Origin of the sequence: Neisseria sp. P0008.S004 (assembly GCF_051962755.1) — a bacterium.
GTDB classification, from domain to species: domain Bacteria; phylum Pseudomonadota; class Gammaproteobacteria; order Burkholderiales; family Neisseriaceae; genus Neisseria; species Neisseria subflava_A.
In genome coordinates, this window is sequence record NZ_JBQCUZ010000005.1 from 16,033 (window position 1) to 37,954 (window position 21,922).

25 protein-coding genes are annotated in these 21,922 nt (G+C 49.9%); 10 read left to right on the forward strand and 15 right to left on the reverse strand.

What is annotated here, in order from left to right; genetic code table 11:
* Positions 1-171: 171 nt before the first annotated feature.
* Entirely contained in the window at positions 172-1,344 is a 1,173-nt protein-coding gene (locus tag ACTHSW_RS06430) for a sugar transporter (protein ID WP_070460890.1), read from the reverse strand.
* Between the two features lie 144 nt (positions 1,345-1,488).
* Between ACTHSW_RS06430 and ACTHSW_RS06435 the strand changes: the two genes are divergently transcribed.
* Positions 1,489-1,698, forward strand: coding sequence for a heavy-metal-associated domain-containing protein (locus tag ACTHSW_RS06435; protein ID WP_004519826.1), 210 nt, complete (start codon positions 1,489-1,491; stop codon positions 1,696-1,698).
* Positions 1,699-1,944: 246 nt separating this feature from the next.
* Here ACTHSW_RS06435 and cueR read toward each other — a convergent pair whose 3' ends face one another.
* Entirely contained in the window at positions 1,945-2,337 is a 393-nt protein-coding gene (gene cueR, locus ACTHSW_RS06440) for a Cu(I)-responsive transcriptional regulator (protein ID WP_070460888.1), read from the reverse strand.
* A 147-nt stretch (positions 2,338-2,484) separates the two neighbouring features.
* Between cueR and ACTHSW_RS06445 the strand changes: the two genes are divergently transcribed.
* The 5 genes from ACTHSW_RS06445 to ACTHSW_RS06465 all read left to right on the forward strand — a co-directional run bounded on the left by ACTHSW_RS06445 (position 2,485) and on the right by ACTHSW_RS06465 (position 6,359).
* Entirely contained in the window at positions 2,485-2,694 is a 210-nt protein-coding gene (locus ACTHSW_RS06445) for a heavy-metal-associated domain-containing protein (protein WP_003674677.1), read from the forward strand.
* 99 nt (positions 2,695-2,793) lie between these two features.
* On the forward strand, positions 2,794-4,956 hold the full coding sequence (locus tag ACTHSW_RS06450) for a heavy metal translocating P-type ATPase (protein WP_440373796.1): 2,163 nt from the start codon (positions 2,794-2,796) through the stop codon (positions 4,954-4,956).
* Between the two features lie 87 nt (positions 4,957-5,043).
* Entirely contained in the window at positions 5,044-5,301 is a 258-nt protein-coding gene (locus ACTHSW_RS06455; RefSeq protein ID WP_049329664.1) for a hypothetical protein, read from the forward strand.
* A 122-nt stretch (positions 5,302-5,423) separates the two neighbouring features.
* A complete protein-coding gene (locus ACTHSW_RS06460; RefSeq protein ID WP_004519820.1) occupies positions 5,424-5,990 on the forward strand; it encodes an SGNH/GDSL hydrolase family protein in 567 nt (188 codons plus the stop codon).
* Positions 5,991-6,110: 120 nt separating this feature from the next.
* Positions 6,111-6,359 (forward strand): CsbD family protein, encoded by a 249-nt coding sequence (locus tag ACTHSW_RS06465; RefSeq protein WP_039862155.1) that lies wholly within the window; start codon positions 6,111-6,113, stop codon positions 6,357-6,359.
* Positions 6,360-6,423: 64 nt separating this feature from the next.
* Here ACTHSW_RS06465 and trpD read toward each other — a convergent pair whose 3' ends face one another.
* Both trpD and ACTHSW_RS06475 read right to left on the reverse strand, forming a co-directional pair.
* Positions 6,424-7,452, reverse strand: a complete 1,029-nt coding sequence (gene trpD / locus ACTHSW_RS06470; protein WP_249551671.1) for an anthranilate phosphoribosyltransferase — start codon at positions 7,450-7,452, stop codon at positions 6,424-6,426.
* An 87-nt stretch (positions 7,453-7,539) separates the two neighbouring features.
* On the reverse strand, positions 7,540-8,130 hold the full coding sequence (locus tag ACTHSW_RS06475) for an aminodeoxychorismate/anthranilate synthase component II (RefSeq protein ID WP_440373797.1): 591 nt from the start codon (positions 8,128-8,130) through the stop codon (positions 7,540-7,542).
* Between the two features lie 175 nt (positions 8,131-8,305).
* Here ACTHSW_RS06475 and ACTHSW_RS06480 point away from each other — a divergent pair, with 175 nt between their 5' ends.
* The 3 genes from ACTHSW_RS06480 to kdsA all read left to right on the forward strand — a co-directional run bounded on the left by ACTHSW_RS06480 (position 8,306) and on the right by kdsA (position 11,226).
* Positions 8,306-9,847: a YdgA family protein gene (locus ACTHSW_RS06480; RefSeq protein WP_440373798.1), complete on the forward strand. Its 1,542-nt coding sequence runs from the start codon at positions 8,306-8,308 to the stop codon at positions 9,845-9,847.
* Positions 9,848-9,925: 78 nt separating this feature from the next.
* Positions 9,926-10,309: an aspartate 1-decarboxylase gene (panD, locus tag ACTHSW_RS06485; RefSeq protein WP_036490602.1), complete on the forward strand. Its 384-nt coding sequence runs from the start codon at positions 9,926-9,928 to the stop codon at positions 10,307-10,309.
* Positions 10,310-10,383: 74 nt separating this feature from the next.
* Positions 10,384-11,226: a 3-deoxy-8-phosphooctulonate synthase gene (kdsA, locus tag ACTHSW_RS06490; RefSeq protein ID WP_070460880.1), complete on the forward strand. Its 843-nt coding sequence runs from the start codon at positions 10,384-10,386 to the stop codon at positions 11,224-11,226.
* Positions 11,227-11,283: 57 nt separating this feature from the next.
* Here kdsA and mutL read toward each other — a convergent pair whose 3' ends face one another.
* From mutL to ACTHSW_RS06520, 6 genes are all read right to left on the reverse strand, one after another.
* Positions 11,284-13,260, reverse strand: a complete 1,977-nt coding sequence (gene mutL, locus ACTHSW_RS06495) for a DNA mismatch repair endonuclease MutL (RefSeq protein WP_107811014.1) — start codon at positions 13,258-13,260, stop codon at positions 11,284-11,286.
* Between the two features lie 37 nt (positions 13,261-13,297).
* Entirely contained in the window at positions 13,298-13,780 is a 483-nt protein-coding gene (locus ACTHSW_RS06500; RefSeq protein ID WP_003747064.1) for a GNAT family N-acetyltransferase, read from the reverse strand.
* A 72-nt stretch (positions 13,781-13,852) separates the two neighbouring features.
* Positions 13,853-14,989 carry a 5-(carboxyamino)imidazole ribonucleotide synthase gene (locus ACTHSW_RS06505; RefSeq protein ID WP_440373799.1) on the reverse strand — a complete coding sequence of 379 codons (1,137 nt, stop codon included), beginning with the start codon at positions 14,987-14,989 and terminating at the stop codon, positions 13,853-13,855.
* 82 nt (positions 14,990-15,071) lie between these two features.
* Positions 15,072-15,641, reverse strand: coding sequence for an RNA 2'-phosphotransferase (locus tag ACTHSW_RS06510; protein WP_440373800.1), 570 nt, complete (start codon positions 15,639-15,641; stop codon positions 15,072-15,074).
* A gap of 43 nt (positions 15,642-15,684) precedes the next feature.
* Positions 15,685-17,160, reverse strand: a complete 1,476-nt coding sequence (trpE, locus tag ACTHSW_RS06515) for an anthranilate synthase component I (protein ID WP_070460872.1) — start codon at positions 17,158-17,160, stop codon at positions 15,685-15,687.
* Between the two features lie 135 nt (positions 17,161-17,295).
* Positions 17,296-17,673, reverse strand: a complete 378-nt coding sequence (locus ACTHSW_RS06520; RefSeq protein WP_070460870.1) for a hypothetical protein — start codon at positions 17,671-17,673, stop codon at positions 17,296-17,298.
* A gap of 136 nt (positions 17,674-17,809) precedes the next feature.
* Between ACTHSW_RS06520 and ACTHSW_RS06525 the strand changes: the two genes are divergently transcribed.
* Positions 17,810-18,430: a Smr/MutS family protein gene (locus ACTHSW_RS06525; protein ID WP_070460868.1), complete on the forward strand. Its 621-nt coding sequence runs from the start codon at positions 17,810-17,812 to the stop codon at positions 18,428-18,430.
* A 52-nt stretch (positions 18,431-18,482) separates the two neighbouring features.
* On the opposite strand, the gene ACTHSW_RS06530 is transcribed toward ACTHSW_RS06525, so the two are convergent.
* The 5 genes from ACTHSW_RS06530 to ACTHSW_RS06550 are packed head-to-tail and all read right to left on the reverse strand — an operon-like array spanning position 18,483 to position 21,766.
* Positions 18,483-18,971, reverse strand: coding sequence for a PilX family type IV pilin (locus ACTHSW_RS06530; protein ID WP_070460866.1), 489 nt, complete (start codon positions 18,969-18,971; stop codon positions 18,483-18,485).
* Between the two features lie 4 nt (positions 18,972-18,975).
* Positions 18,976-19,521 (reverse strand): pilus assembly PilX family protein, encoded by a 546-nt coding sequence (locus ACTHSW_RS06535; protein WP_070460864.1) that lies wholly within the window; start codon positions 19,519-19,521, stop codon positions 18,976-18,978.
* Positions 19,500-20,435 carry a PilW family protein gene (locus ACTHSW_RS06540; RefSeq protein ID WP_070460863.1) on the reverse strand — a complete coding sequence of 312 codons (936 nt, stop codon included), beginning with the start codon at positions 20,433-20,435 and terminating at the stop codon, positions 19,500-19,502. The genes ACTHSW_RS06535 and ACTHSW_RS06540 overlap by 22 nt, the downstream gene beginning before the upstream one ends.
* Positions 20,436-20,437: 2 nt before the next feature.
* Positions 20,438-21,085 carry a type IV pilus modification protein PilV gene (gene pilV / locus ACTHSW_RS06545; protein ID WP_191620578.1) on the reverse strand — a complete coding sequence of 216 codons (648 nt, stop codon included), beginning with the start codon at positions 21,083-21,085 and terminating at the stop codon, positions 20,438-20,440.
* 12 nt (positions 21,086-21,097) lie between these two features.
* Entirely contained in the window at positions 21,098-21,766 is a 669-nt protein-coding gene (locus ACTHSW_RS06550; protein ID WP_070460935.1) for a GspH/FimT family pseudopilin, read from the reverse strand.
* Positions 21,767-21,922 lie beyond the last annotated feature (156 nt).

Below are 21,922 nucleotides of genomic sequence, written 5' to 3' on the forward strand. Positions count from 1 at the left end.
TGGTTTTTCTTTTACGCTTGTGCTGGCCGTTTTCAGACGACCTGACAGCGACAGTATATTTGTAATTTGATGTAGTGTAAATAAATTGTAAATTATTTTTCAAAATAAAATAAAAAACGGACAAGCAGCAGGAAGGCTGTTTGTCCGTTCGATTAGGAAAGTGATTGGATTTTAAACGTTTTGCGTCAGATTGTCTTGTTCCTTAAACAACAAGCCGCAAACGGCCAAACCTGCCGCCGCCAGCAAGGCTCCGGCAATGCCGATATTGGAAAGGCCGAACCAGACGGTTACATAATGCCCCAAAAGCGCACCGCCGCCGATACCGACGTTGTACAAACCTGAATAAATCGAGTTGGCCACATCTGTTGCATCCGAGGCAAATGCCAAGACTTTCGACACCATGCCCAAGCTGACGATGACGATGGCCACGCCCCAAATAAACACCAGCGCGTACACCGCATAAGGGAAAGAGGCAAACGGCAGAAGCAGCAGGGCGGATAGCAGGATGACCGCCACCGCGCCAAGCATAAACAGGCGTTGCGATTTGGCAAACCATTTACCAAACAAATAAGAAGCGGCAAAGCCTGCCAAACCATACAGGCTCAAAACGATGGTAACTTGTTCTGCCTTAAATCCGCCTACTTGCAACACAAAAGGCTCGATATAGCTGTATGCCGTGAAGTGTGCCGTAATAATCAACACCGTCATTGCATAGAGCAACATCAGGTTGCGACGTTTGAACAAACTCGGCAGGCTGCTTAAAGAGCCGGTATTTTGGCTGGGTAAAGCAGGCAGGTTTTTGGCCAACACCAGCATTACGCCGGCAGCACAGACGCCGATCAGCAGGAAGCTGAGCTGCCAGCCGAAGTATTGCCCGACCACGCGTCCCAGCGGAATACCCAAAACCATGGCCAAAACCGTACCCGTACTGAGCAAGCCCAAAGCCTGATTGGTTTTGCCCGTGGGCGCAAGCCGTACCGCCAAAGAAGCCGTAATCGACCAAAAGACCGCGTGTGTCAGCGCAATCCCGATACGGCTGACCAAGAGGATGTTGAAGTTCCAAGAAAAGAACGATAGCGCGTGAAACAGCGCAAACAGTGCAAACAGCATCAGCAATAATTTGCGCCGTTCGATGTTTTTCGTCATCAGCATCAGCGGCAGCGATAGGAGCGCAACAATCCACGCATACACCGTAATCATCATGCCCACTTCCGTTGCCGGTTTGCCAAAGCTCTGACCGATGTCGCTCAAAAGCGCAATCGGAATGTATTCGGTGGTATTGAAAATAAATGCACCCACCGCCAGCGCGCATACGCTAACCCATTGTTTAAATGTTGAAGTCATTATTATGTCCGTTTGATGAAGCAAAGGGCGTTATTGTACGCCTATCTGCATTTTTCAGACGGCCTTAATGAAGAATTTGCAAGCTGTTTGTGTAAGGAGTAAAGTATTTGGCAACTATATTTGTTTGAATGAAAGGAAATACAAATGCAAACTGTTACCCTCAATATCGACGGCATGACCTGCGGCGGCTGCGTGAAAAGCGTAACCCGTCTTTTGGAAGGCGTAGAAGGCGTGGAAAAAGCAGAAGTCAGCTTGGAAAACAAAAATGCAGTGATTACTTTTGATGAAAGCAAGACAGATACCGATGCGCTGATTGATGCCGTAGAAGATGGCGGCTACGATGTGGCTTTGTAACCGATAAGCGTATTTTGAAAAGGCCGTCTGAAACGCTTCAGACGGCCTCTGTCTCTTGATAACTTACTTTTTGCCATTATTTGGATTACACCGCCACATGGGTAAACAAAAGTTTTCGCGCATATCTGAAGCAAAGCGGCAGCAAGTGGCTGCCGTATTACGACGAGGCCTGTACCAAACCGTTAGCGGCCGACTAAGGCTACCTGAAACTTTTCAGGTAGCCTGTTTCTATTCTGCCCAAGCCGCCTAACGCTCCTCCAGCCCGGCCAAAATCGCACAATCCGGGCAGTCGTCTCCCGCGCAGGCATCGTGCCAGCGTTGCAGCTCGGCCACCATGCCCTGCAAGCGTTCGATTTTGGCTTCCAGCTCGGCGATGTGCCGCGCGGTGAGTGTTTTCACTTCGCGGCTGGTGCGCTGCGGGTTGTGTTGCAGGCTCAAAAGCTGCCCGATCTGCGGCAGCGAAAAGCCCACTTCCCGCGCATGGCGGATAAAGCGCAGCCGGACAAGGTCGGCCTGTCCGTAGCAGCGGTAGCCCGCTTCGCTGCGCGCGGCCGGGGCGATTAGGCCGTGCTTTTCGTAGTCGCGGATTTGTTTGGCGGAAAGGCCGCTCTCGGCCGCGGCCTGGCTGATGTTCATCATGATGCTTGACCTTTACTTCGGGTGAAGCTTTATAGTGGCGGCACTTAGCGGGAAAGCAAGAGCAGACCCATCATTTCAGGCTACCTGAAAGCTTTGGCTGCAACGGGCTTTAAAACCTCAGCCTCATTCCAACAGAAAGGAAACCCTATGCAAACCATCACATTAAACATCGAAGGCATGACCTGCGGCGGCTGCGTGAAAAGCGTTACCAGCATCCTCGAAGGCGTAAACGGCGTGGACAAGGCCGAAGTGAGCCTGGAAAACAAGAACGCCGTCGTGGAATTCGACCCCGCCCAAACCAACCCCGCCGCGCTGATAGAAGCGGTGGAAGACGGCGGCTTTGATGCGGCTTTGTAAATCGAATCGCAACAAATCGACTGCAACACCCCAAAGGCTACCTGAAAACCCTGCTCCGCTTTTTTCAGGTAGCCCAACCACATTCAGAAGGAAGAAACCATGCAACAAAAAGTCCGTTTTCAAATCGAAGGCATGACCTGTCAGGCCTGCGCTTCGCGTATTGAAAAAGTGTTGAACAAAAAAGATTTTGTCGAATCAGCAGGGGTGAACTTTGCCAGTGAGGAAGCGCAGGTTACGTTTGACGACAGCAAAACCTCCGCAGCCGACATCGCCAAAATTATCGAGAAAACCGGCTACGGCGCGAAGGAAAAAACGGAAGACGCGCTGCCGCAGCCCGAAGAAGCAGCGCATGTAAGCTGGAGGCTGTGGCTTTTGTTGGCCATCAATATTCCGTTCCTTATCGGCATGGCAGGGATGATGATCGGGCGGCACGATTGGATGATTCCGCCTGTATGGCAATTTGTGCTGGCAAGCGTGGTGCAGCTTTGGCTGGCCATCCCGTTTTACAAAAGCGCGTGGGCGAGTATTAAAGGCGGTCTGGCGAATATGGACGTGCTGGTTACCATCGGTACGGTGTCGATTTACCTGTATTCCGTTTATATGCTGTTTTTCAGCCCGCACGCGGCGCACGGCATGGCACACGTGTATTTTGAAGTAGGCGTGATGGTGATCGGTTTTGTGTCGCTGGGCAAATTTTTGGAACACCGCACCAAAAAATCCAGCCTGAACAGCTTGGGCTTGCTGCTCAAACTCACGCCGATCCAAGTCAACGTGCAACGCGATGGCGAATGGAAACAACTGCCCATCGACCAAGTGCAAATCGGCGACCTTATCCGCGCCAACCACGGCGAACGCATTGCCGCCGACGGCATCATCGAGAGCGGCAGCGGTTGGGCGGACGAGAGCCATCTTACCGGCGAATCCAACCCCGAAGAGAAAAAGGTGGGCGGCAAAGTGTTGGCAGGTGCGCTGATGACCGAAGGCAGCGTGGTATACCGCGCTACGCAGCTCGGCAGCCAAACCCTGCTCGGCGACATGATGAATGCGCTGTCCGAAGCGCAGGGCAGCAAGGCACCGATTGCGCGCGTGGCGGATAAGGCGGCGGCGGTATTCGTGCCTGCAGTCGTGGGCATCGCGCTTCTGACTTTTATCGCCACTTGGCTGGTAAAAGGTGATTGGACGGTTGCGCTGATGCACGCCGTTGCCGTTTTGGTGATTGCCTGTCCGTGCGCGCTCGGTCTGGCAACCCCTGCCGCGATTATGGTCGGCATGGGCAAAGCAGTGAAACACGGCATTTGGTTCAAAGACGCGGCGGCAATGGAAGAAGCCGCCCACGTCGATGCCGTCGTGCTGGACAAAACCGGCACGCTGACCGAAGGCAAGCCGCAGGTTGCCGCCGTTTATTGCGTTTCCGACAGCGACTTTGACGAAGACGCTTTGTACCGCATCGCCGCCGCCGTCGAACAAAACGCCGCTCATCCGCTCGCCCGAGCCATCGTTTCCGCCGCCCAAGCGCGCGGTTTGGACATCCCCGCCGCACAAAACGCGCAAACCGTTGTCGGCGCAGGCATTACCGCCGAAGTGGAAGGCGTGGGTTTGGTGAAAGCAGGCAAAGCCGAATTTGCCGAACTGACCTTGCCGAAGTTTTCAGACGGCGTTTGGGACATTGCAAGCATTGTTGCAGTCTCGGTCGATAACAAACCTATCGGCGCATTCGCACTCGCCGACGCATTGAAAGCCGATACCGCCGAAGCCATAGGCCGTCTGAAAAAACACAATATCGATGTTTACATCATGAGCGGCGACAACCAAGGCACGGTCGAATACGTCGCCAAACAACTGGGCATCGCACACGCCTTCGGCAATATGAGTCCGCGCGACAAAGCCGCCGAAGTACAGAAACTCAAAGCCGCCGGCAAAACCGTGGCGATGGTCGGCGACGGTATCAACGACGCACCCGCGCTCGCCGCCGCCAACGTCAGCTTCGCCATGAAAGGCGGAGCGGACGTTGCCGAACATACCGCATCCGCCACGCTGATGCAGCATTCGGTCAACCAACTCGCCGATGCCCTGTTGGTATCGCAGGCGACTTTGAAAAACATCAAGCAAAACCTGTTTTTCGCCTTCTTCTACAATATCTTGGGCATTCCGCTCGCTGCGCTTGGCTTTTTAAATCCCGTCATCGCAGGCGCGGCAATGGCGGCAAGCTCGGTTTCGGTATTGGGTAATGCCTTGCGCCTGAAACGGGTGAATATTGAGTGATAATATAAAGGCCGTCTGAAGACTGTTTTTTCAGGCGGCCTTTAATCCATATTTTCTGATTTCGAGATCCAAGCGGGAGTATGTCGTATGGACATGATGTTGTTTACCAATATTGTATTGATTGTTTTATGTATTTTTACCATGTTGCTGGTGTGGTCGCGCAACTGGAAACGCAAGCAGGCGTATTTTGAGAAAATCAAAAGCAATCCGGAAAACCTCAAATGGGTTGGGCAAAATCTGACCGGTCAGGAATGGAAGGATTTGAAAGTCGTAAGCGACCGTTTTGGTCTGCCCATGTTGCAGGCCAAGCAATTAATTGATTTTTATAAAAACAGTCAGCTCTAATTGATGATTTAACGATAGAACTTGACTGAAGTTAAGGCCGTCTGAAATAGCACTCTTATAATAATATAAGTGATATTTCAGACGGCCTTGCTGTTGATTCAAATAAAGGGAGGAGAACAAAAATGACCGTTTACTTAATCGGCGACTCCGTTCGGCTTGCTTCGGAGCCTTACACGCGCGCCGCTTTGCCTGAGGTGGATATTGTTTCTCCATCGGAAAACTGCCGTTCGTCGCATGATGTGTTAGAGCATATCAGGCAATGGACAGAGGGCGCGACTGTGGGAGACATTATCCACATCAATTGCGGTTTGCACGACATCCGCCATAATCAAGGCTGTAATGAGCCGGTGGCCGATATAAAAACCTATCGCAGCAACCTGATTCAAATTTTTGATTATTTGAAACAGACAGGTGCAAAAATTATTTGGGCGTGCAGTACGCCGTTTTTGGAAAGCGTACACAATATCGTCAAACCCTCGCGCCGCTATCTGGCTGATTTGAAGGCCTATAACCGTGTGGCGGAGGATTTGGCAAGGCAATATGGCTTTGCCATCAATGATTTATACAGCCTGATGTTTGAGCAGGATTTGACTGATGTGATGCTGTGCGACGGGCTTCATTTCAATGAGTTTGGCAGTAAGATGATAGGCAAGGCAGTAGCCGAAGCGATATTGAAACAGATGGATTAACCTGATTTAACTCGTTTTATCATGTTTTGTCTTTCAGACGGCCTTTAAAGTTGAAACGAAGTCCCCGATATAAGGTGATGTAGCACTCATCCTATCAATATTTAATCCAGGAGTATGACCATGAGCGGCGAATTAGATAAAATCAGCGGTAAAGTAAAAGAAGTGGCTGGAGATGTATCCAGCAATGCTAAACTTGAAGCTGAAGGCTTGGTTCAACAAGGCGTTGGCAAAGTAAAAGAAGTGGTTGGCGACATTGAAGAAAAAGTCGGCGGTGTTTTGCAAAAAGGCAAAGAAGAAGCTGAGCATTTGGTTGATGAAGCCAAAGAAAAAGCTGAAGGCTTGATTAATGATATTAAAAGCAAATTTTAATATTTAAAGAATAAAAGGCCGTCTGAAAGATTTTTCAGACGGCCTTTGTTTATGGTTTTAAAGCTTAGGCAAACTGTTTGCCAAATTCGATAAATTCGTCTTTTTTGGCTTTGGCTTTGCCGGAGTCGATGGCTTCTTGAGCGGCTTTGACACCATCTGCCAGCGAAGCAACCACATTTCCTGCGTAGAGCGCAGCAGCGGCATTGAGGACGACGATATCGCGTGCGGCACCGGCTTTGCCGTCCAACACTTCGTTCATTTTTTGCAGGGATTCTTGTGCGTTTTCAACTTTGATTTCGTCCAAATTGCGGCGGATTTCCATGCCGAAATCGGCAGGGCTGATGTCGTATTCGGTAATTTTGCCGTCTTTCAGTTCGGCAACACGGGTTTTGCCGGTCAGCGTGATTTCATCCAAACCGCCTTCGCCGCACACGACCAAAACATGTTTGGAGCCAAGCTGTTGCAATACGCGGGAAAGAATGCCGCACAAGTCGATGTGGAACACGCCCAAAAGTTGGTTTGCCGCACCGGCCGGATTGGTCAGCGGGCCCAAGATATTGAAGATGCTACGGAAACCGAGCGAACGACGGACAGGGGCAACATAGCGCATGGCGCTGTGATGGTTGGGCGCGAACATAAAGCCGATACCGGTTTGCTGGATGCTTTGGGCAACCTGTTCGGGGTTGAGGTTGAGGTTGGCGCTCATTTGTTCCATGACATCGGCAGCGCCGCTGGATGAAGAAACAGAGCGTCCGCCGTGTTTGGCGACTTTCGCGCCTGCCGCAGCCGCGACAAACATGGAAGTCGTGGAAATATTGAAGGTTTTGGCACCGTCGCCGCCCGTGCCGACAATATCGACCAAGTCATCGGCGTTTTCTAGCGGCACTTTGGTGGCAAATTCGCGCATCACGCTGGCTGCGGCGGTAATCTCGGAAACGGTTTCAACTTTAATCCGCAGGCCGGTCAGGATAGCGGCGATTTGCTCGGGCGGAACTTGGCCGCTCATGATTTGGCGCATGAGGTCGGTCATTTCATCGTAGAAAAGTTCGTTGTTGCTGATGAGGCGTTCAATCGCTTGTTGAGGGGTAATCATGATTTTCCTTTGTTCGTGTCCGGTGTGATTCAGGCCGTCTGAAAATGCGGTTTGAACACTGTCAAACACCTTTCAGACGGCCTTTCATTAAGATTTTTGCGGGCGATAGTTTTTGAATTCTTCCAAGAAGTTTTTCAGCATATCGTGGCCGTGTTCGGTCAGCAGGGCTTCGGGGTGGAACTGTACGCCTTCGACGGCATATTCTTTATGGCGTACGCCCATGATTTCGCCGTCTTCCGTCCATGCGGTAATTTCGAGGCAGTCGGGCAGGGTGGCGCGGTCGATGGCGAGGCTGTGGTAGCGCGTGCAGTTGACCGGATTGGGCAGGTCTTTAAACATGCCTGTGCCGTGATGGAAAACAGGGGAGACTTTGCCGTGCATCATTGTTTGCGCGCGCACGACATTGCCGCCGAACGCTTCGCCCATGGTTTGATGGCCGAGGCACACGCCCATGACGGGCAGCCTGCCGGCAAAGTGCTGCATGGCCGCAACAGAAATGCCTGCTTCTTTCGGTGAGCAAGGGCCGGGGCCGATGACCAGATATTGCGGTTTTAGGGCTTCGATTTCTTCGATGGTAATTTCATCGTTGCAGCGTACCAAAACTTCCTGCCCCAATTCGGCAAAGTATTGAACGATGTTGTAGGTGAAGCTGTCGTAATTGTCGATAAATAAAAGCATTTGCAAACCTTTAATGACATCTTGGCAGACAGGGTAAGGCCTGCCAAAAGTGTAAAAATCGTTTATGTTTGCATAATATCACAATCTTTACCTAAAGGCCGTCTGAAACGGCGGATAAGACAAAACAGCTAAAAAATGCTATGCTTTACGCTTTGAACCTAATCTGTTTGAAGTGATGAAAAAGTATCTTATCCCGACTGCCGCCGTTGTTGTCGCCGCTGCGCTCGGCACGCCTTATTATCTTGGTGTCAAAGCGGAAGAAAGCCTGACCGAGCAGCAAAAGCTGTTGCAGGAATCCGGTTTCCTGACCGTTGAGTCCCACCAATACGATCGCGGCTGGTTCAGTTCAACCGAGACGACCGTCATCCGCCTCAAGCCGACCCTGCTTCAAAATACGCAAAAATATCTGCCGGACAATTTGAAAACCGTCCTGCAAGAGCCGATTACGGTCATCAACCACGTGACCCACGGCCCGTTTGCCGGCGGCTTCGGTACGCGTGCGCACGTGGAAACCGAGTTCCAATACCATCCGGAAACCAAAAAAGTTTTGGATCGCTTCTTCGGCCAGCAAACGCCGTTGACCATGACCAATACGGTTTATCTTTCCGGCGACGGCAAACTCAGCCTCAATATCCCCGCCTTCGACTATGAAGAGCTCTCCGGTATCAAGCTTAACTGGAAAGGCTTTGGCGGCAATACCGATTACAGCCAAGGCTTCAAAAGCTATCGCCACGATTACCTTGCGCCGTCTTTGCAAGTCAAATTGGCCGACAAAGGCGATGTGTCTTTGGAAAACCTGCGCTTCCAATCCGAAACGGAAGACGGCCTGACCAAACTTGCTTTGGGTAAGAGCAGCATTACGCTGGATAAATTCCTGCTGCAATGGAAAGAAAACATCGATTACAACGTTAAGTTGAACGAATTGGTCAACCTTGTGACCAACCTGCAAATCGGTGCGTTTATCAATCCGACCGGCACGATTGCTCCGTCTAAAATCGAAGTCAACAAACTGCGTTTCGATACCCAGACCAGCGAAGTCGATAAATTCATCAACAGTGAAGGCCGCTTCCAATTTGAAAGCCTGACTTATGGCGAAGACAAATACGGCCCTCTGGACATCAATGTCGCTGCCGAGCATTTGGATGCGGCATCACTTTTGGCATTGAAAAACAAAATTGCCGAAGTGTCCGTGAAGAAAATGAGCGAAGAAGAAATTCAGGCTTCCTTGATTCAGACGGCCAAAAACGAGGCTTCGGGCCTGTTTACCAATAATCCGGTTTTGAACGTCAAAACCTTCAAATTCACCATGCCTCATGGCGATGTCGATGTCAGCGGAAAACTCGCGTTTAAAGGTTTAGCAGCCAAAGACCTCAACAACTTGGGCGATATGCTGAAGAAAACCGAAGCCGACTTCAACATGAGCGTACCGCAAAAATTGTTGGAACAACTCGCCGTCAACCAAGCAAGCAACCTGTTTAGCGTCAATGCCGAAGATGAAGCCGCAGGCCGTGCCAGCACCGACGATATCAACGAGACCTTGCGCCTGATGGTGGACAGCACCATCAAAAGCATGGCAAGCGAGAAATATCTGACCTTAGAAGACGATAATGTCAAAACCCATCTGACTCTGCAAAACAGCGAGTTGAAATTAAACGGAAAAGTCCTTCAAAGCGACCCGGAACCCGAGTTTGACGAATCAGACTTTCCCAATAACTAATCCTCAATCACACAAACAGCGGTTTTAGCTTCACTGAAGTTAAAACCGCAAATCAACCCACAATCAAAAAGGAAACCCATGTTCCGTACCATGCTCGGCGGCAAAATCCACCGTGCCACCGTTACCGAAGCCGATCTCAACTACGTCGGCAGCATTACCATTGACCAAGACCTGTTGGATGCGGCAGGTATTTGCGTGAACGAAAAAGTCGCCATCGTCAACAACAACAACGGCGAACGTCTTGAAACCTACACCATCCCCGGCGAACGCGGCAGCGGCGTCGTTTGCCTCAATGGCGCGGCCGCGCGTTTGGTTCAAAAAGGCGATATCGTGATTATCATGTCTTACGTCATGTTGTCCGAACCCGAAATTGCAGCGCATGAGCCGAAAGTCGTCCTCGTCGATGAGAACAATAAAATCCGCGACGTGATTTCTTATGAGCCGCCGCACACCGTGTTGTAATATTCAAACAAAGGCCGTCTGAAACGTTTCAGACGGCCTGTTTCCCAAATTCAACTTATCTGAAAGGCTTTGCCGTGAATATCCAAATCAACAACATCACCGTCAGCAACGATGCGCCCTTTACCCTTTTCGGCGGCATCAATGTCCTTGAAGACCTCGACTCTACGCTGAAAGCCTGTGAACAATACGTTAAAGTAACTGATAAACTCGGCATCCCTTACGTGTTCAAAGCCTCTTTCGACAAGGCAAACCGCTCTTCCATTCACTCTTTCCGCGGTGTGGGTCTGGACGAAGGCATGAAGATTTTTCAAGCGGTAAAACGTGAGTTTAACGTTCCCGTGATTACCGACGTTCACGAGCCTTACCAATGCCAGCCGGTTGCCGAAGTCTGCGATGTCATCCAGCTTCCTGCCTTCTTGGCACGCCAAACCGATTTGGTGGTGGCAATGGCGAAAACCGGTAATGTCATCAACATCAAAAAGCCGCAATTCCTCAGCCCGTCTCAAATGAAAAACATCGTCGAGAAATTCCAAGAAGCAGGCAACGAGCAAATCATTTTGTGCGAACGCGGCGCAAATTTCGGCTACGACAATTTGGTGGTCGATATGCTCGGCTTTGGCGTGATGAAAAAAACGTGTAACAACCTGCCCGTTATTTTTGACGTAACCCATTCCCTGCAAACGCGCGAATCCGGTGCCACCGCATCAGGCGGCCGTCGCGCCCAAGTATTGGACTTGGCGCTTGCCGGTATGGCAACCCGATTGGCCGGTTTGTTCCTTGAATCTCATGCCAATCCCGACCAAGCCAAATGCGATGGCCCAAGCGCATTGCCGCTTGCCCAATTGGAAGATTTCCTGACCCGTGTTAAAGCAATCGATGAAACCGTGAAATCGTTTGCACCTATGGATATTCGTTAAGGGCGAATAAGTTAAAAGGCCGTCTGAAAGCATTTTCAGACGGCCTTTTTATCGGCGTTACTGTCCGCGTAAAAACAACGCATCCAATTCTTTTAAAGTCAGTTTGACCCAAGTCGGACGACCGTGGTTGCACTGGTTGCTGCGCGGCGTGTTTTCCATATCGCGCAGGAGTGCGTTCATTTCGGGCAAAGTCAGTTGGCGGCCGGCGCGGACTGAGCCGTGGCAGGACATGGTGGCGAGGATGTGGTTTTCGTGTTCCTCGATGGTTTGGCTGCTGCCGACTTGGGCAAGTTCGCCCAATACATCTTTGGCCAGCGAAACAACGTCGGCTTTACCGAGCATGGCGGGAACTGCGCGGATGGCAAGGATATTGCCGCCCATGTCGGACAATTCCAGCCCGAAGCCTGCCAGGGTTTCGGCATGATCGGTAAGGGCGGCGCATTCTTCGTGGGACGCGGCAAAGGTTACGGGAATGAGCAGGCGCTGGCTTTGCAGGTTGCCGTTTTCCTGACGTTGGCGTTTCATTTTCTCGTAGTTGACGCGTTCGGCGGCAGCGTGCATATCGATGAGCAACAGGCTGTCTTCGGCTTGGGCAAGGATGTAGATGCCTAAGAGTTGGGCGATGGCGAAGCCGAGAGGCGGCAGTTCGGATTGGGAGGGAAGGCCGTCTGAAAGCGGCGTATCTGTTTGGGGAGTAGGCGTTTCAGACGGCATATTACCGAAACGTGCCTGCTCGAATTGGCTCAACTCAAGGTCGATGTCGTCGGTTTTTTTGTAGAGCTCGGCATAAGTATTCATGGCCGCGCGGCTTTCTCGTAGGGACAGGCTGCGTTGTTGCGGCGCGCGCGCGGCTTGGTAAGGCATGGGCGCGGTTTTGCCTGATGAGCCAAAGGCATTGCGTGTATCGGGTTTGTTGCCTGTCGGGTAGTTTGATGTGTTATCAAACAGATTTTCGCTGCCGTTTTCAGACGGCATTGTGGTGGAAACAACGCCGGTAATGTCATGCAGCACTTCGCCTGCGTTGCTGACGCTTTCGGTCAAGTCGGCGCGCGTGTCGGCAAGTGCTTTGTTGAGTGTGTGGAACACAAGTTGGTGCACCTGCTGGCTGTCGCGGAAGCGGATTTCGGTTTTGGTCGGGTGGACATTGACATCCACGGCTTCAGGCGGCAGGTCGAGAAAGAGGACGAAAGCAGGCGTCAGCGCGTTGTGCAATACGTCTCGGTATGCCTGCTTGACGGCATGGAGCATGACTTTGTCGCGCACGAAGCGATGGTTGACGAAGCAGTATTGTTTGTCGGTTTTGCCTTTGGCGAAAGTCGGCTTGGCAATCGCGCCATAGAGCCGCAGCGCGCCATTGCCGCTGTCAATTTCCAATGAGGCCGTCTGAAAATCATCGCCGACAATGGCGGCAATCCGTTCATGCAGGCTTTGTGCAGGAAGTTTGAACACTTGTTTGCCGTCGCGTTTGAGTGAGAAGGTAATGTGCGGATGCGCCAGCGCAAGGCGTTCGAGCATGGTGGCACAGTGGGCGTATTCGGTGTTTTCGGATTTGAGGAACTTGCGTCTTGCTGGTGTATTGAAGAAGAGTTCGGCGGCTTCGATGGTGGTACCGACGGGGTGGGCGGCGGCGGTGGGGCTGCTGAGTTTGCCGTCTTCAGCTTTGACTTGGGTCGCGTGCGCGCTGCCGTCTTGGCGGCTGGTCAGAGTCAGGCGGCTGACGGAGGCGATACTGGCCAAGCCTTCGCCGCGAAAGCCCATGCTGGCAACGTGTTCCAAATCGTTTAAGGTTTTGATTTTGCTGGTGGCGTGGCGGTGTAGTGCAAGCTCGATGTCGTCCGGATGGATACCGCTGCCGTTGTCGCTGACGCGAATCAGGCGGATGCCGCCGCCGGCCAGCTCGACATCAATCGCTGTTGCGCCTGCATCGATACTGTTTTCAACAATTTCTTTCAAGGCGTTGGCAGGGCGTTCGACCACTTCGCCAGCGGCGATTTGGTTGACAAGATGGTCGGGCAGGGCGGCAATTCGGGACATCGGTTTCTTTCAAAAAAGCAACGGCAGAAGGGGAATATTACAGGTATTTGCGCATCAATTCGCATTCGACGCGGACGGTTTTGTTCAGCTGTAACACGGCAGTACCGAGCGACTCATAACGATTGAGGCGATAGAAAGGCACGGAATTGAGCGAGGCATACAGTTTGAGAAAGCTGAGGCCTGCATTTCGTGCCATTTCTTCGGCACGGCTGAGCAGGGCCGTGCCCAAGCCGAGATTGTGGAAGAGCGGATGGACGTATAAAGCGTCCAGTTGCGCTTCTTTGAAATCGACTTGGAAGAAGCCTTGAATCAGCCCTTTGTATTCGACCACCCACAAAGCTTTGTTTTTGTCAGAGATGGTTTCCAAATAGCTGTTGATGTCGAGCAGACTTTCCCATGCGTGCATAATGGTTTCATCGTAACTGCGGATGCAGGCATATTGAACGGCATGCAGATGGGCGTTGTGTATGGCTTGGCAGTCTTTTTCGGTTGCCGGACGGAGGATGGTCAGAAGGCTCATGGCGGATGGTCGGAAAAATTGATTTCAGACGGCCTTTGGCAATCAAAGGCCGTCTGAAAAAAGTGGGTAAGGTTACAGGCTTTGATGTAAGGTTTGTGCGGTTTGGAACGCGTTGTCCGCATCGTTGGCCAAGACGGTAAAGTGGCCCATTTTTCGGCCTTGGCGCGCGGCTTTTTTACCGTAAAGATGCAGATGTGCATTCGGGTTGCTTTGCAGCGGCAACCATTTGGGTTCGCCGCCGTCTTCCTTCCAAACGTCGCCCAAAATATTCGCCATACAGCAAGAACTCAGCAATTTGGTGTCAGCCGGAGGCAGGTTGCACATCAGGCGGACTTGTTGCTGGAATTGGTCTGCCGCGCAGGCATCGATGGTATGGTGGCCGGAATTGTGCGGACGCGGGGCGATTTCGTTGACGACCAATTCATGTGTATCGCCGACAACAAACATTTCTACCGCCAATACGCCGACGTAGTTTAATTCATCGGCCAAACGCTGCGCCATTTGTCGCGCCTGTTGTTGAATGTCGGCACTCAGTCGCGCAGGGACAATGGAGTAGGCGAGGATGCCGTTTTCGTGAATATTTTCGGCAGGGTCGAAAGTTTGCACGTTGTCATTGTTCAGACGGCATACGATAACGGAAATCTCGCCGCGCAAATCCACCATTTTTTCCAAAACGCAATCCACGCCGCCGTGTTCGACAAACGCGACTTTGAGTTCATCCAATGTTTTTACGCGGATTTGGCCTTTGCCGTCATAGCCTAAAGTGGCAGTTTTCAGGATGCCGGGCAGAAATTGTACGCTTTCTTCAGTAATGTCTTCGGCCTTGCAAACTGCTTGATACGGCGCGGTTTGCAGACCTGCTTTGCGTATCCATGACTTTTCCTGAATGCGGTTTTGCGCGATGGCAACGCAGTCGCCGCTGGGGGAAACATTGGTGTGTTTGGCGAGAAAACGCATCGCATCGGCATTGACGTTTTCAAACTCGGTCGTAACCGCCGCGCATTTTGCCAATTCTTCCAAAGCTGCTTCATCGTCAAACGGCGCACACAAATGGCGGTCGGCAAATTCCGCCGCTGGCGCATTCGGGTCGGGATCGAGTACGGTTATTTTGTAGCCCATGGTTTTGGCAGCAACAGTAAACATTCTGCCTAATTGTCCGCCGCCAAGAATGCCGAGCATAGCAGGAGGGAGGATGGGGGATGTATTCATGGATAATCGCTTTATGAAGAAATTGGGTAGGGTGTTTGCGGGCTGTCTGAAAAGGGTTTACGGCTTTAGACGGCCTGATGTTTTAAAGCTTGCCGATAAATTGCGGCGGAACGTTTTCAGTTAACCATACGCCGTTGTCCGCCAAATAAAATTGATGTCCTGCCGCAAGCATGGCGACAGTGTCGATGGTCAATACAACCGGCTTGCCGTGTCGGGAACCGACATTAATGGCTGTTTCGGCATCGGCAGACAGATGAACAAAATGGCGCGAGGCAGAATGCAGGCCTTGTTCCAAAATAGACGGAACAGAGCGCTCAGCCGTACCGTGATACAAAATCTGAGGAGGCGTCACCACTTTGTGTTCAACCTGAACTTGTGCCGTCGAATGACCTTGCGCAGCGCGGATGCGTTTGCCGTCTTCTGATACGGTAAACCGTTTTTTATCGTTGTTTTCGACCACTTCCATCAATATTTCGTAGGTCAGCGGATTGCCCGTAAAGCCGCGCTCAGGATGGTTTACCTGCGTCAGTAGGGTATCAATATCCACCCAGCCGTCTTTATCCAAAGTAATACCGATTTGCTCGGGATGATGACGCAAGATAAAGCTGAGGAATTTGCTGATGGATTTTAGTTGTTTTTCGTTGAGTATCATAATCTTGTTGTTTAGTCATTTCAGAGCGCAGGCCGTCTGAAAATTATTTATCCAACCCTTCTTGCACCATTTGTGCTGCGCGTATTACTGCGCGGGCTTTATTTTGGGTTTCCTGCCATTCGGAGGTTGGGTCGGAGTCGGCAACTACGCCTGCGCCGCTTTGGACGAAGAGGGTATTGTTTTTAATCACGGCGGTGCGGATGGCAATGGCCAAGTCCATGTCGTTGTTGAAACTCCATACGCCGACTGCGCCGCCGTAGATGCCGCGTTTGCTCGGTTCGACTTCTTCGATGATTTCCATAGCGCGGACTTTAGGCGCGCCGGAAAGTGTGCCTGCCGGGAAGGTAGCGGCGAGGATATCCATATTGGTCATGCCGTCTTTCAGACGGCCTTCGACGTTGGAGACGATGTGCATCACATGGGAATATTTTTCAATCACCATTTTGTCGGTGACTTTGACTTCGCCGGTTTTACTGATACGGCCGACGTCGTTGCGTCCTAAGTCAATCAACATGACGTGTTCGGCAATTTCTTTGGCATCGCTCAGCAGGTCTTGCTCGTTGGCGAGGTCTTCAGCTGGTGTTTTGCCGCGCAGGCGCGTGCCGGCGATAGGGCGGACGATGACATCGTCGCGTTCGCGGCGGACGAGGATTTCGGGCGAAGAGCCGACAATATGGAAATCGCCGAAATCGTAGTAGAACATATACGGCGATGGGTTCAGCGTACGCAGGGCGCGGTAGAGGGCAAGCGGATTATCGGTAAATTCCATGCTCATGCGTTGGCTGGGGACAACCTGCATGCAGTCGCCGGCAAAGATGTAGTCTTTGATTTTATTGACGCAGGCTTTAAAAGGTTCTTCTCCAAATTCGCTGACCGCTTGAGTTTGCTTGCTGCCGAGGGAAAGTGGGATGGCGCAACTTTGGCGTAACTGGGTACGGATGTCTTCAAGACGTTCGCGTGCGCGTTCGTAGCCGTTGGTCTGAGACGGATCGGTATAAACAATCAGGTAGATTTTGCCGCTTAGGTTATCCACTACTGCAAGCTCTTGCGAGAGCATCAGGAGGATGTCAGGCGTACCGAGCGGATCGGCTTTGGCCGTATGTTTCAGGCGGTGGGAAAAATGTTCAAAATTGTAGATGGTTTCATAACCAAAGTAGCCGACCAGGCCACCGGTAAAGCGCGGCAGGCTTGGGATTTCGGGCGTTTTGAAGCGGTTGTGGAAGGCTTCGATAAAGGGCAGGGGATTGCCGTCGTGTTGTTCGACGATTTCGCCGTTTTGATACACATCGACATGTTTGCCGCTGGTTTTGAGATAGTGGCTGCAAGGCAGGCCGATAAAGGAATAGCGGCCGAAGCGTTCGCCACCGACAACGGATTCGAGCAGGTAGGTGAAAGGCTTGTTGGCAAGTTTGAGGTAGATTGAGAGCGGTGTGTCCAAGTCGGCAAGCAGCTCTTGAACGAGTGGAATGCGGTTGTAACCTTGTGCGGCTTGGGCTTGGTATTCTTGTTTGCTGATCATCTTGATAAGTCTTTCAGACGGCCTGTTTTAGGGTGTTAAATCGTGTGAAGAGTATAGCATTTTATTGGGATTGTTGACAGTCTGAGCGTTATGTCAGATATGGAAAACGCCGTCTGAAAAAGACGGCGCGAGGTATCAGGCAAGGGTATTGGAGATTTTGTTTTTCCGGCTTCGTTTCCACTTGAAGAGATAAGCGGCAATAACGGGAATCAGGGCAATAATGGATTTGAATGTCCAGCCTGAATACCATGTACCTTCGGGAACATCGCTTGCAAGCCAAGTGAAGTACGGCCACCAACAGGCAACTAGGCTGCCGAGGAACAGCGGCCAAATATGACGGCTTAAGTTGCGTTGCCATAAAAGGAAACAGATGGCCGCCCAAACGAAAGTCAGTACGGTAATCAGGAGAATGGTGTAGGCATCTGAAATCAGGATGGCGGCAATGTAGTAGCTGAGTACGACCCATAATAGGGCAAGTATCAAGACGATGATTTCTTCCGGGCGTTTAAACATATTTTCTCTCTTTTGTAAGACTGGCAATACGTTAATACTATACCCTAAACAAGAAGCGATGATAAGAGTCTTTCAGACGGTCTTGTAATCGGGTTTGCTATAATGTGCGCAATCAATTTTTTGGAAAGGACAAACCATGACGGCAAACTTTCAAGAAACGCTGAAGGCTTTGGGCAAACAGGTGAAAAAGGAAGCCGCGGAGCGGGAAGCCGAAGCGAAGGCTAAAAAGCTGGTAGAGGATGTAGATTTCAGCAAGGCGGTTGGCAAGGTTACGCCGTTGAAAAATGCCGGTAACTATTATGAACAGCCTCGTGATAAATCACCTATCAAGCCGCGACCTAAAGAAATGGCGACTTTGGAGCAGGAAGATTATTTTTATGTAGGCAGCGGCGGCTGGGAAGAACCGCCGGCTTCGTTCAGTAAAAACGGGCAGGGTAAAAATGATTTGATGCGTTTGCGAAACGGCCATTATCCCGTGGTGGCGGATGTAGATTTGCACGGCTATACGCAGGAAGAAGCGCAGCAGGTATTGAACGAATTTATTGAGTTTACGAAAAAACGCGGTGTTTGCGGCGAGATTGTCCACGGCAGCGGCTTGGGTTCTGCAGGCTATAAACCGGTTTTGAAAAATATGACGCGTCGCTGGTTGATGCAGCATCCTGATGTATTGGCTTATGTCGAGCCTCGACAAGGCAATGATGGCGCAGTCAGGATCTTGTTGAAACGCCAACGCCGAGACGATGATTGGAAACAGTAAAATATAAAAAGCAGTGTCGATAAAATGACACTGCTTTTTTATGGTTGTCAGACTAAGAAGATTTCTTTTTGGAAACCGATTCGCAACCTTTTCCATTGGTCATTGTGGTTTTGAAATCTTTGGCAGAATCCATATCAGTGCATTTGTAAGCATTGCCCAAACTATCCATCCAAACGGAAAGGGTGTAGCCAGTTTTTGTGGGAATGGCTTTCAAACGATAGGCTCGGCTTTTATTGGTATCAATCATTTCGGCAGAGTATTGGTATTTGTCTGCCAAATCTTTATGGCCTTTATATGAGGAAATAAAGTCATCCAACTTGGTTTTAATCTCATCAGTTTTCCACTTTGGATTTTTAACCATCTGGGTTTTAAAAGCAGAATTGATGGCAACTAACTCGGCATGCGCTTGTGATTGGTAGCCGCGTTCAATGTAGCGGTTGTAAGAGGGAATGGCAATGATGCTCAGAATGGCTAAGATGGCGACGGCAATCATCATCTCAACCAGCGTAAAGCCTAGTTGTTGGGTAGAGGTAGTATTCATTTTATTATTCGCTGGCAACGTAAGACTGAAGGACGACTTGGGTATTGGCATTCTTACCCCATGCTTTGGCAGTAACGCGGTAGGTAATTCGACCCTCGGTAGTTTTGCCTAAATATTCGATGATGTAGCGTGGATTGTTTGCGATGCCGCTTTTTTTATCTAAAGGATATTCCGTACCATTGGTGTCAATACACAGGCTTTTGTCGCATTTACGCTTCCAAGCATCTACGGTTGGGCTACCTTCTTCAGTAAAATCGCCATTGGATTTGACATTTGGTGTGGAACATAAACCTTTTTCACATTTTGCGGTAAAAGTAGTCTTTTTCCCTTCAATATCAAAAATTTGATTTTCACCTTCACGCAATGCCGCTTCGGCCAAAGTGGTTGTCAGTTTGCGGTCGGCATCGTTGGTGCTGATACGCTGTTCAGTATTGTAGGACTGGGTAGCTGTGACCACGAGCAGGGCGATGACGACCATCATCATTAAAACGATAAACAAAGCATAGCCCTGCTGCCGGTCAGGTTTGATTAGAGTGATCGGTCGGCGCATACGTTTCCTCCGCGGATAGTGGCATTAATATTATAGATATCGACTTTATTGTCTTGTTCTTTTGATGGGTCAATACTGCCGTTATTCAGTACGATTTGGATAGAAGCCGGAGACTTAGCCTCAGCTGAGATATCCAATGCGTTTTTGTAATCAAATGATTCTGTATTTACTCCGCTGGCAGATGCATTTTCAGAATTAGGACATTCTGCATAGATATAGTGGATATCCATGGTTGTAATGCCTTTAATCAACAGCTGCGGATTACTCCATGAGCCATCATTTGATAATTGGAAACGGAACAAACCGCTCTCTTCGCCAAGTTTGCCGACAGCGTAGGCAATCATTTCATGTTTCATGATGGCGATACTGCCGTCTTGATCAGAGTCGTTAATTTTTAAAGCCAATTTTGCCGCCGCCAAATCTTTAATTTCTGTTTGAGGCTTTGCAATGCCTGAGCAGCTACTAACAATAGCAGTTTTTGCAGCAGGGTTTGCTTTGTCGATTCCATATTGAAACAGCAGGGCTTTGCCGGTTTGAGCAAAACCTGCATAGCCTAATTTATTGATTTCTTTAACCGGTAACAGCTTATTCACACTAGCTGTTTTCAATGTGTATTCATCCGAGCTTTTGTCTTCTATTACTGCAGAGGCGGGAGAATTCGACATATTGAAGCAACCGAAATTGCCTGCCATACGCGCATCGCGGACGATCATATTGGCGGTGTTGCGCAAATCTTGCTGGATACCGATGCGGGAGTTGGCAGATTTGTTTAATCCGCGTGCAGTGAAGTAGGTGGAGCTGACAGCCATTAAGACGATCATACTGAGCAGACTGGCAACCAGAAATTCAAGGATGCTGAAACCGCGCATCGCGGTTTTATTGGGAATATGGTTGAGTAAGCGTTTATTGTTCATTGTTAGTCTCTTACGCGTGATTGGTAGGTATAGACAACGTGATGCCCCGATTTATTGAGATTTTTTGCGCTATTTTCTTCTTCGACATCTTGCAACCATAAAACTTTCACGATGGTCGTGTCGCCTTTGCCATCGCATTTTGCGTTAAACCCATTTTCGTAAGTCGGCTCTGCACCGGAAGAATCTTTACAGATGGTCGAGAAGACTTGGGCTTCGGGAAGGGCTTTGGCTAAGTCGGCCTTAAACTGGGCAATTTGCGCCTGCGCAAGTTGCGCTTTGGTCATTTTGGCTTCAAATTTTGCAGTTTGTTTAGAGTCTGATTTGAGGTAGGCATCGTAGGATTTTTTATAACGAGTAGTTTTTTCGCCTGCAGTATCGGTTTCTTCAGAGAGCGTCGGATTAATGAGCATGCCTTCAATCAAATTTTGCGTAATTTGGGCGACTGTGGTTTGATTTTCAGACTCACGCACGTTGGATACGGTACGTAATTGAACAGCCAGAAGGGCCAGTACGCCGATAGCAAGGACAAACATGGCAATCAAAACTTCAATCAGGGTCATGCCTGATTGAAGTTTTGGGGTAAAGCTTGATGAGCTCGTTTTCAGACGGCCTTTAAATGATCTGAGATGAGTAGGATTAGTAATGTTCATAAGATACCGTTGTTATTCTTTGGAAGTGTATTCACACATTTTGCGCTCATCGTTTTTAGCACAGATTTCGACATGCCCATTGCCATTGATTAAAAGTACGGTAGCACGGGCTTTCTTGGTTTCAGCATCGGTGGCAGATTTATCTGACAGGCTGATTTTGATGTGGCCGTCTGAAAATTGATAATCCTTGCCATCAGTTGAATGGCCAAATGTACCATTGGGAAGAAATCTCCACCAGACTTCTTTTGGAGCTGAAGCAGAGAGGGCAGAACGGTCATTGCCGATAGGGATATAGTTGAAGCTGTATTCTACTTTTTCGGTATCTCCATTAAGAATAATGGAGCGGATGGATAAATCGACTGTATCGTTTTTATAGTTGGAATCTCCGTTTTTATCGGCGTAGGCCAACATACCATTACCGGCATATTTGGAATCGCAACCATTATTGGGCGAGCCATCGGATTTGATTTTGACCGGGCAGATGTAAACGGGAAGATTGAGACGGACGGCCTCATTTCGCGCGAAACGCAGCAGATTAGCAATTTGCTCTGCTTGCGATGCCGCACGTCTGGAGGCAATCCATTGATTCATATTGGGAAGTGCGATGACGGCCATTACTGCTGCAATAGTAATGACGATCAGCAACTCAATTAGGGTGAAGCCTTTTTGTGTCTGATACATGAGTGATTTTTTGGTAGTAATGTGTTGGGTAACTGACGTTTTCTCTTTTGCATTTGCCTGTGGCAATGCTTTTGCTTTTATTGGATTTATTCTAAACGATTTTGGAATGCGTGACTAATAAAATATGAAATTCGGTTAGTTTTTCAGACAATCTGT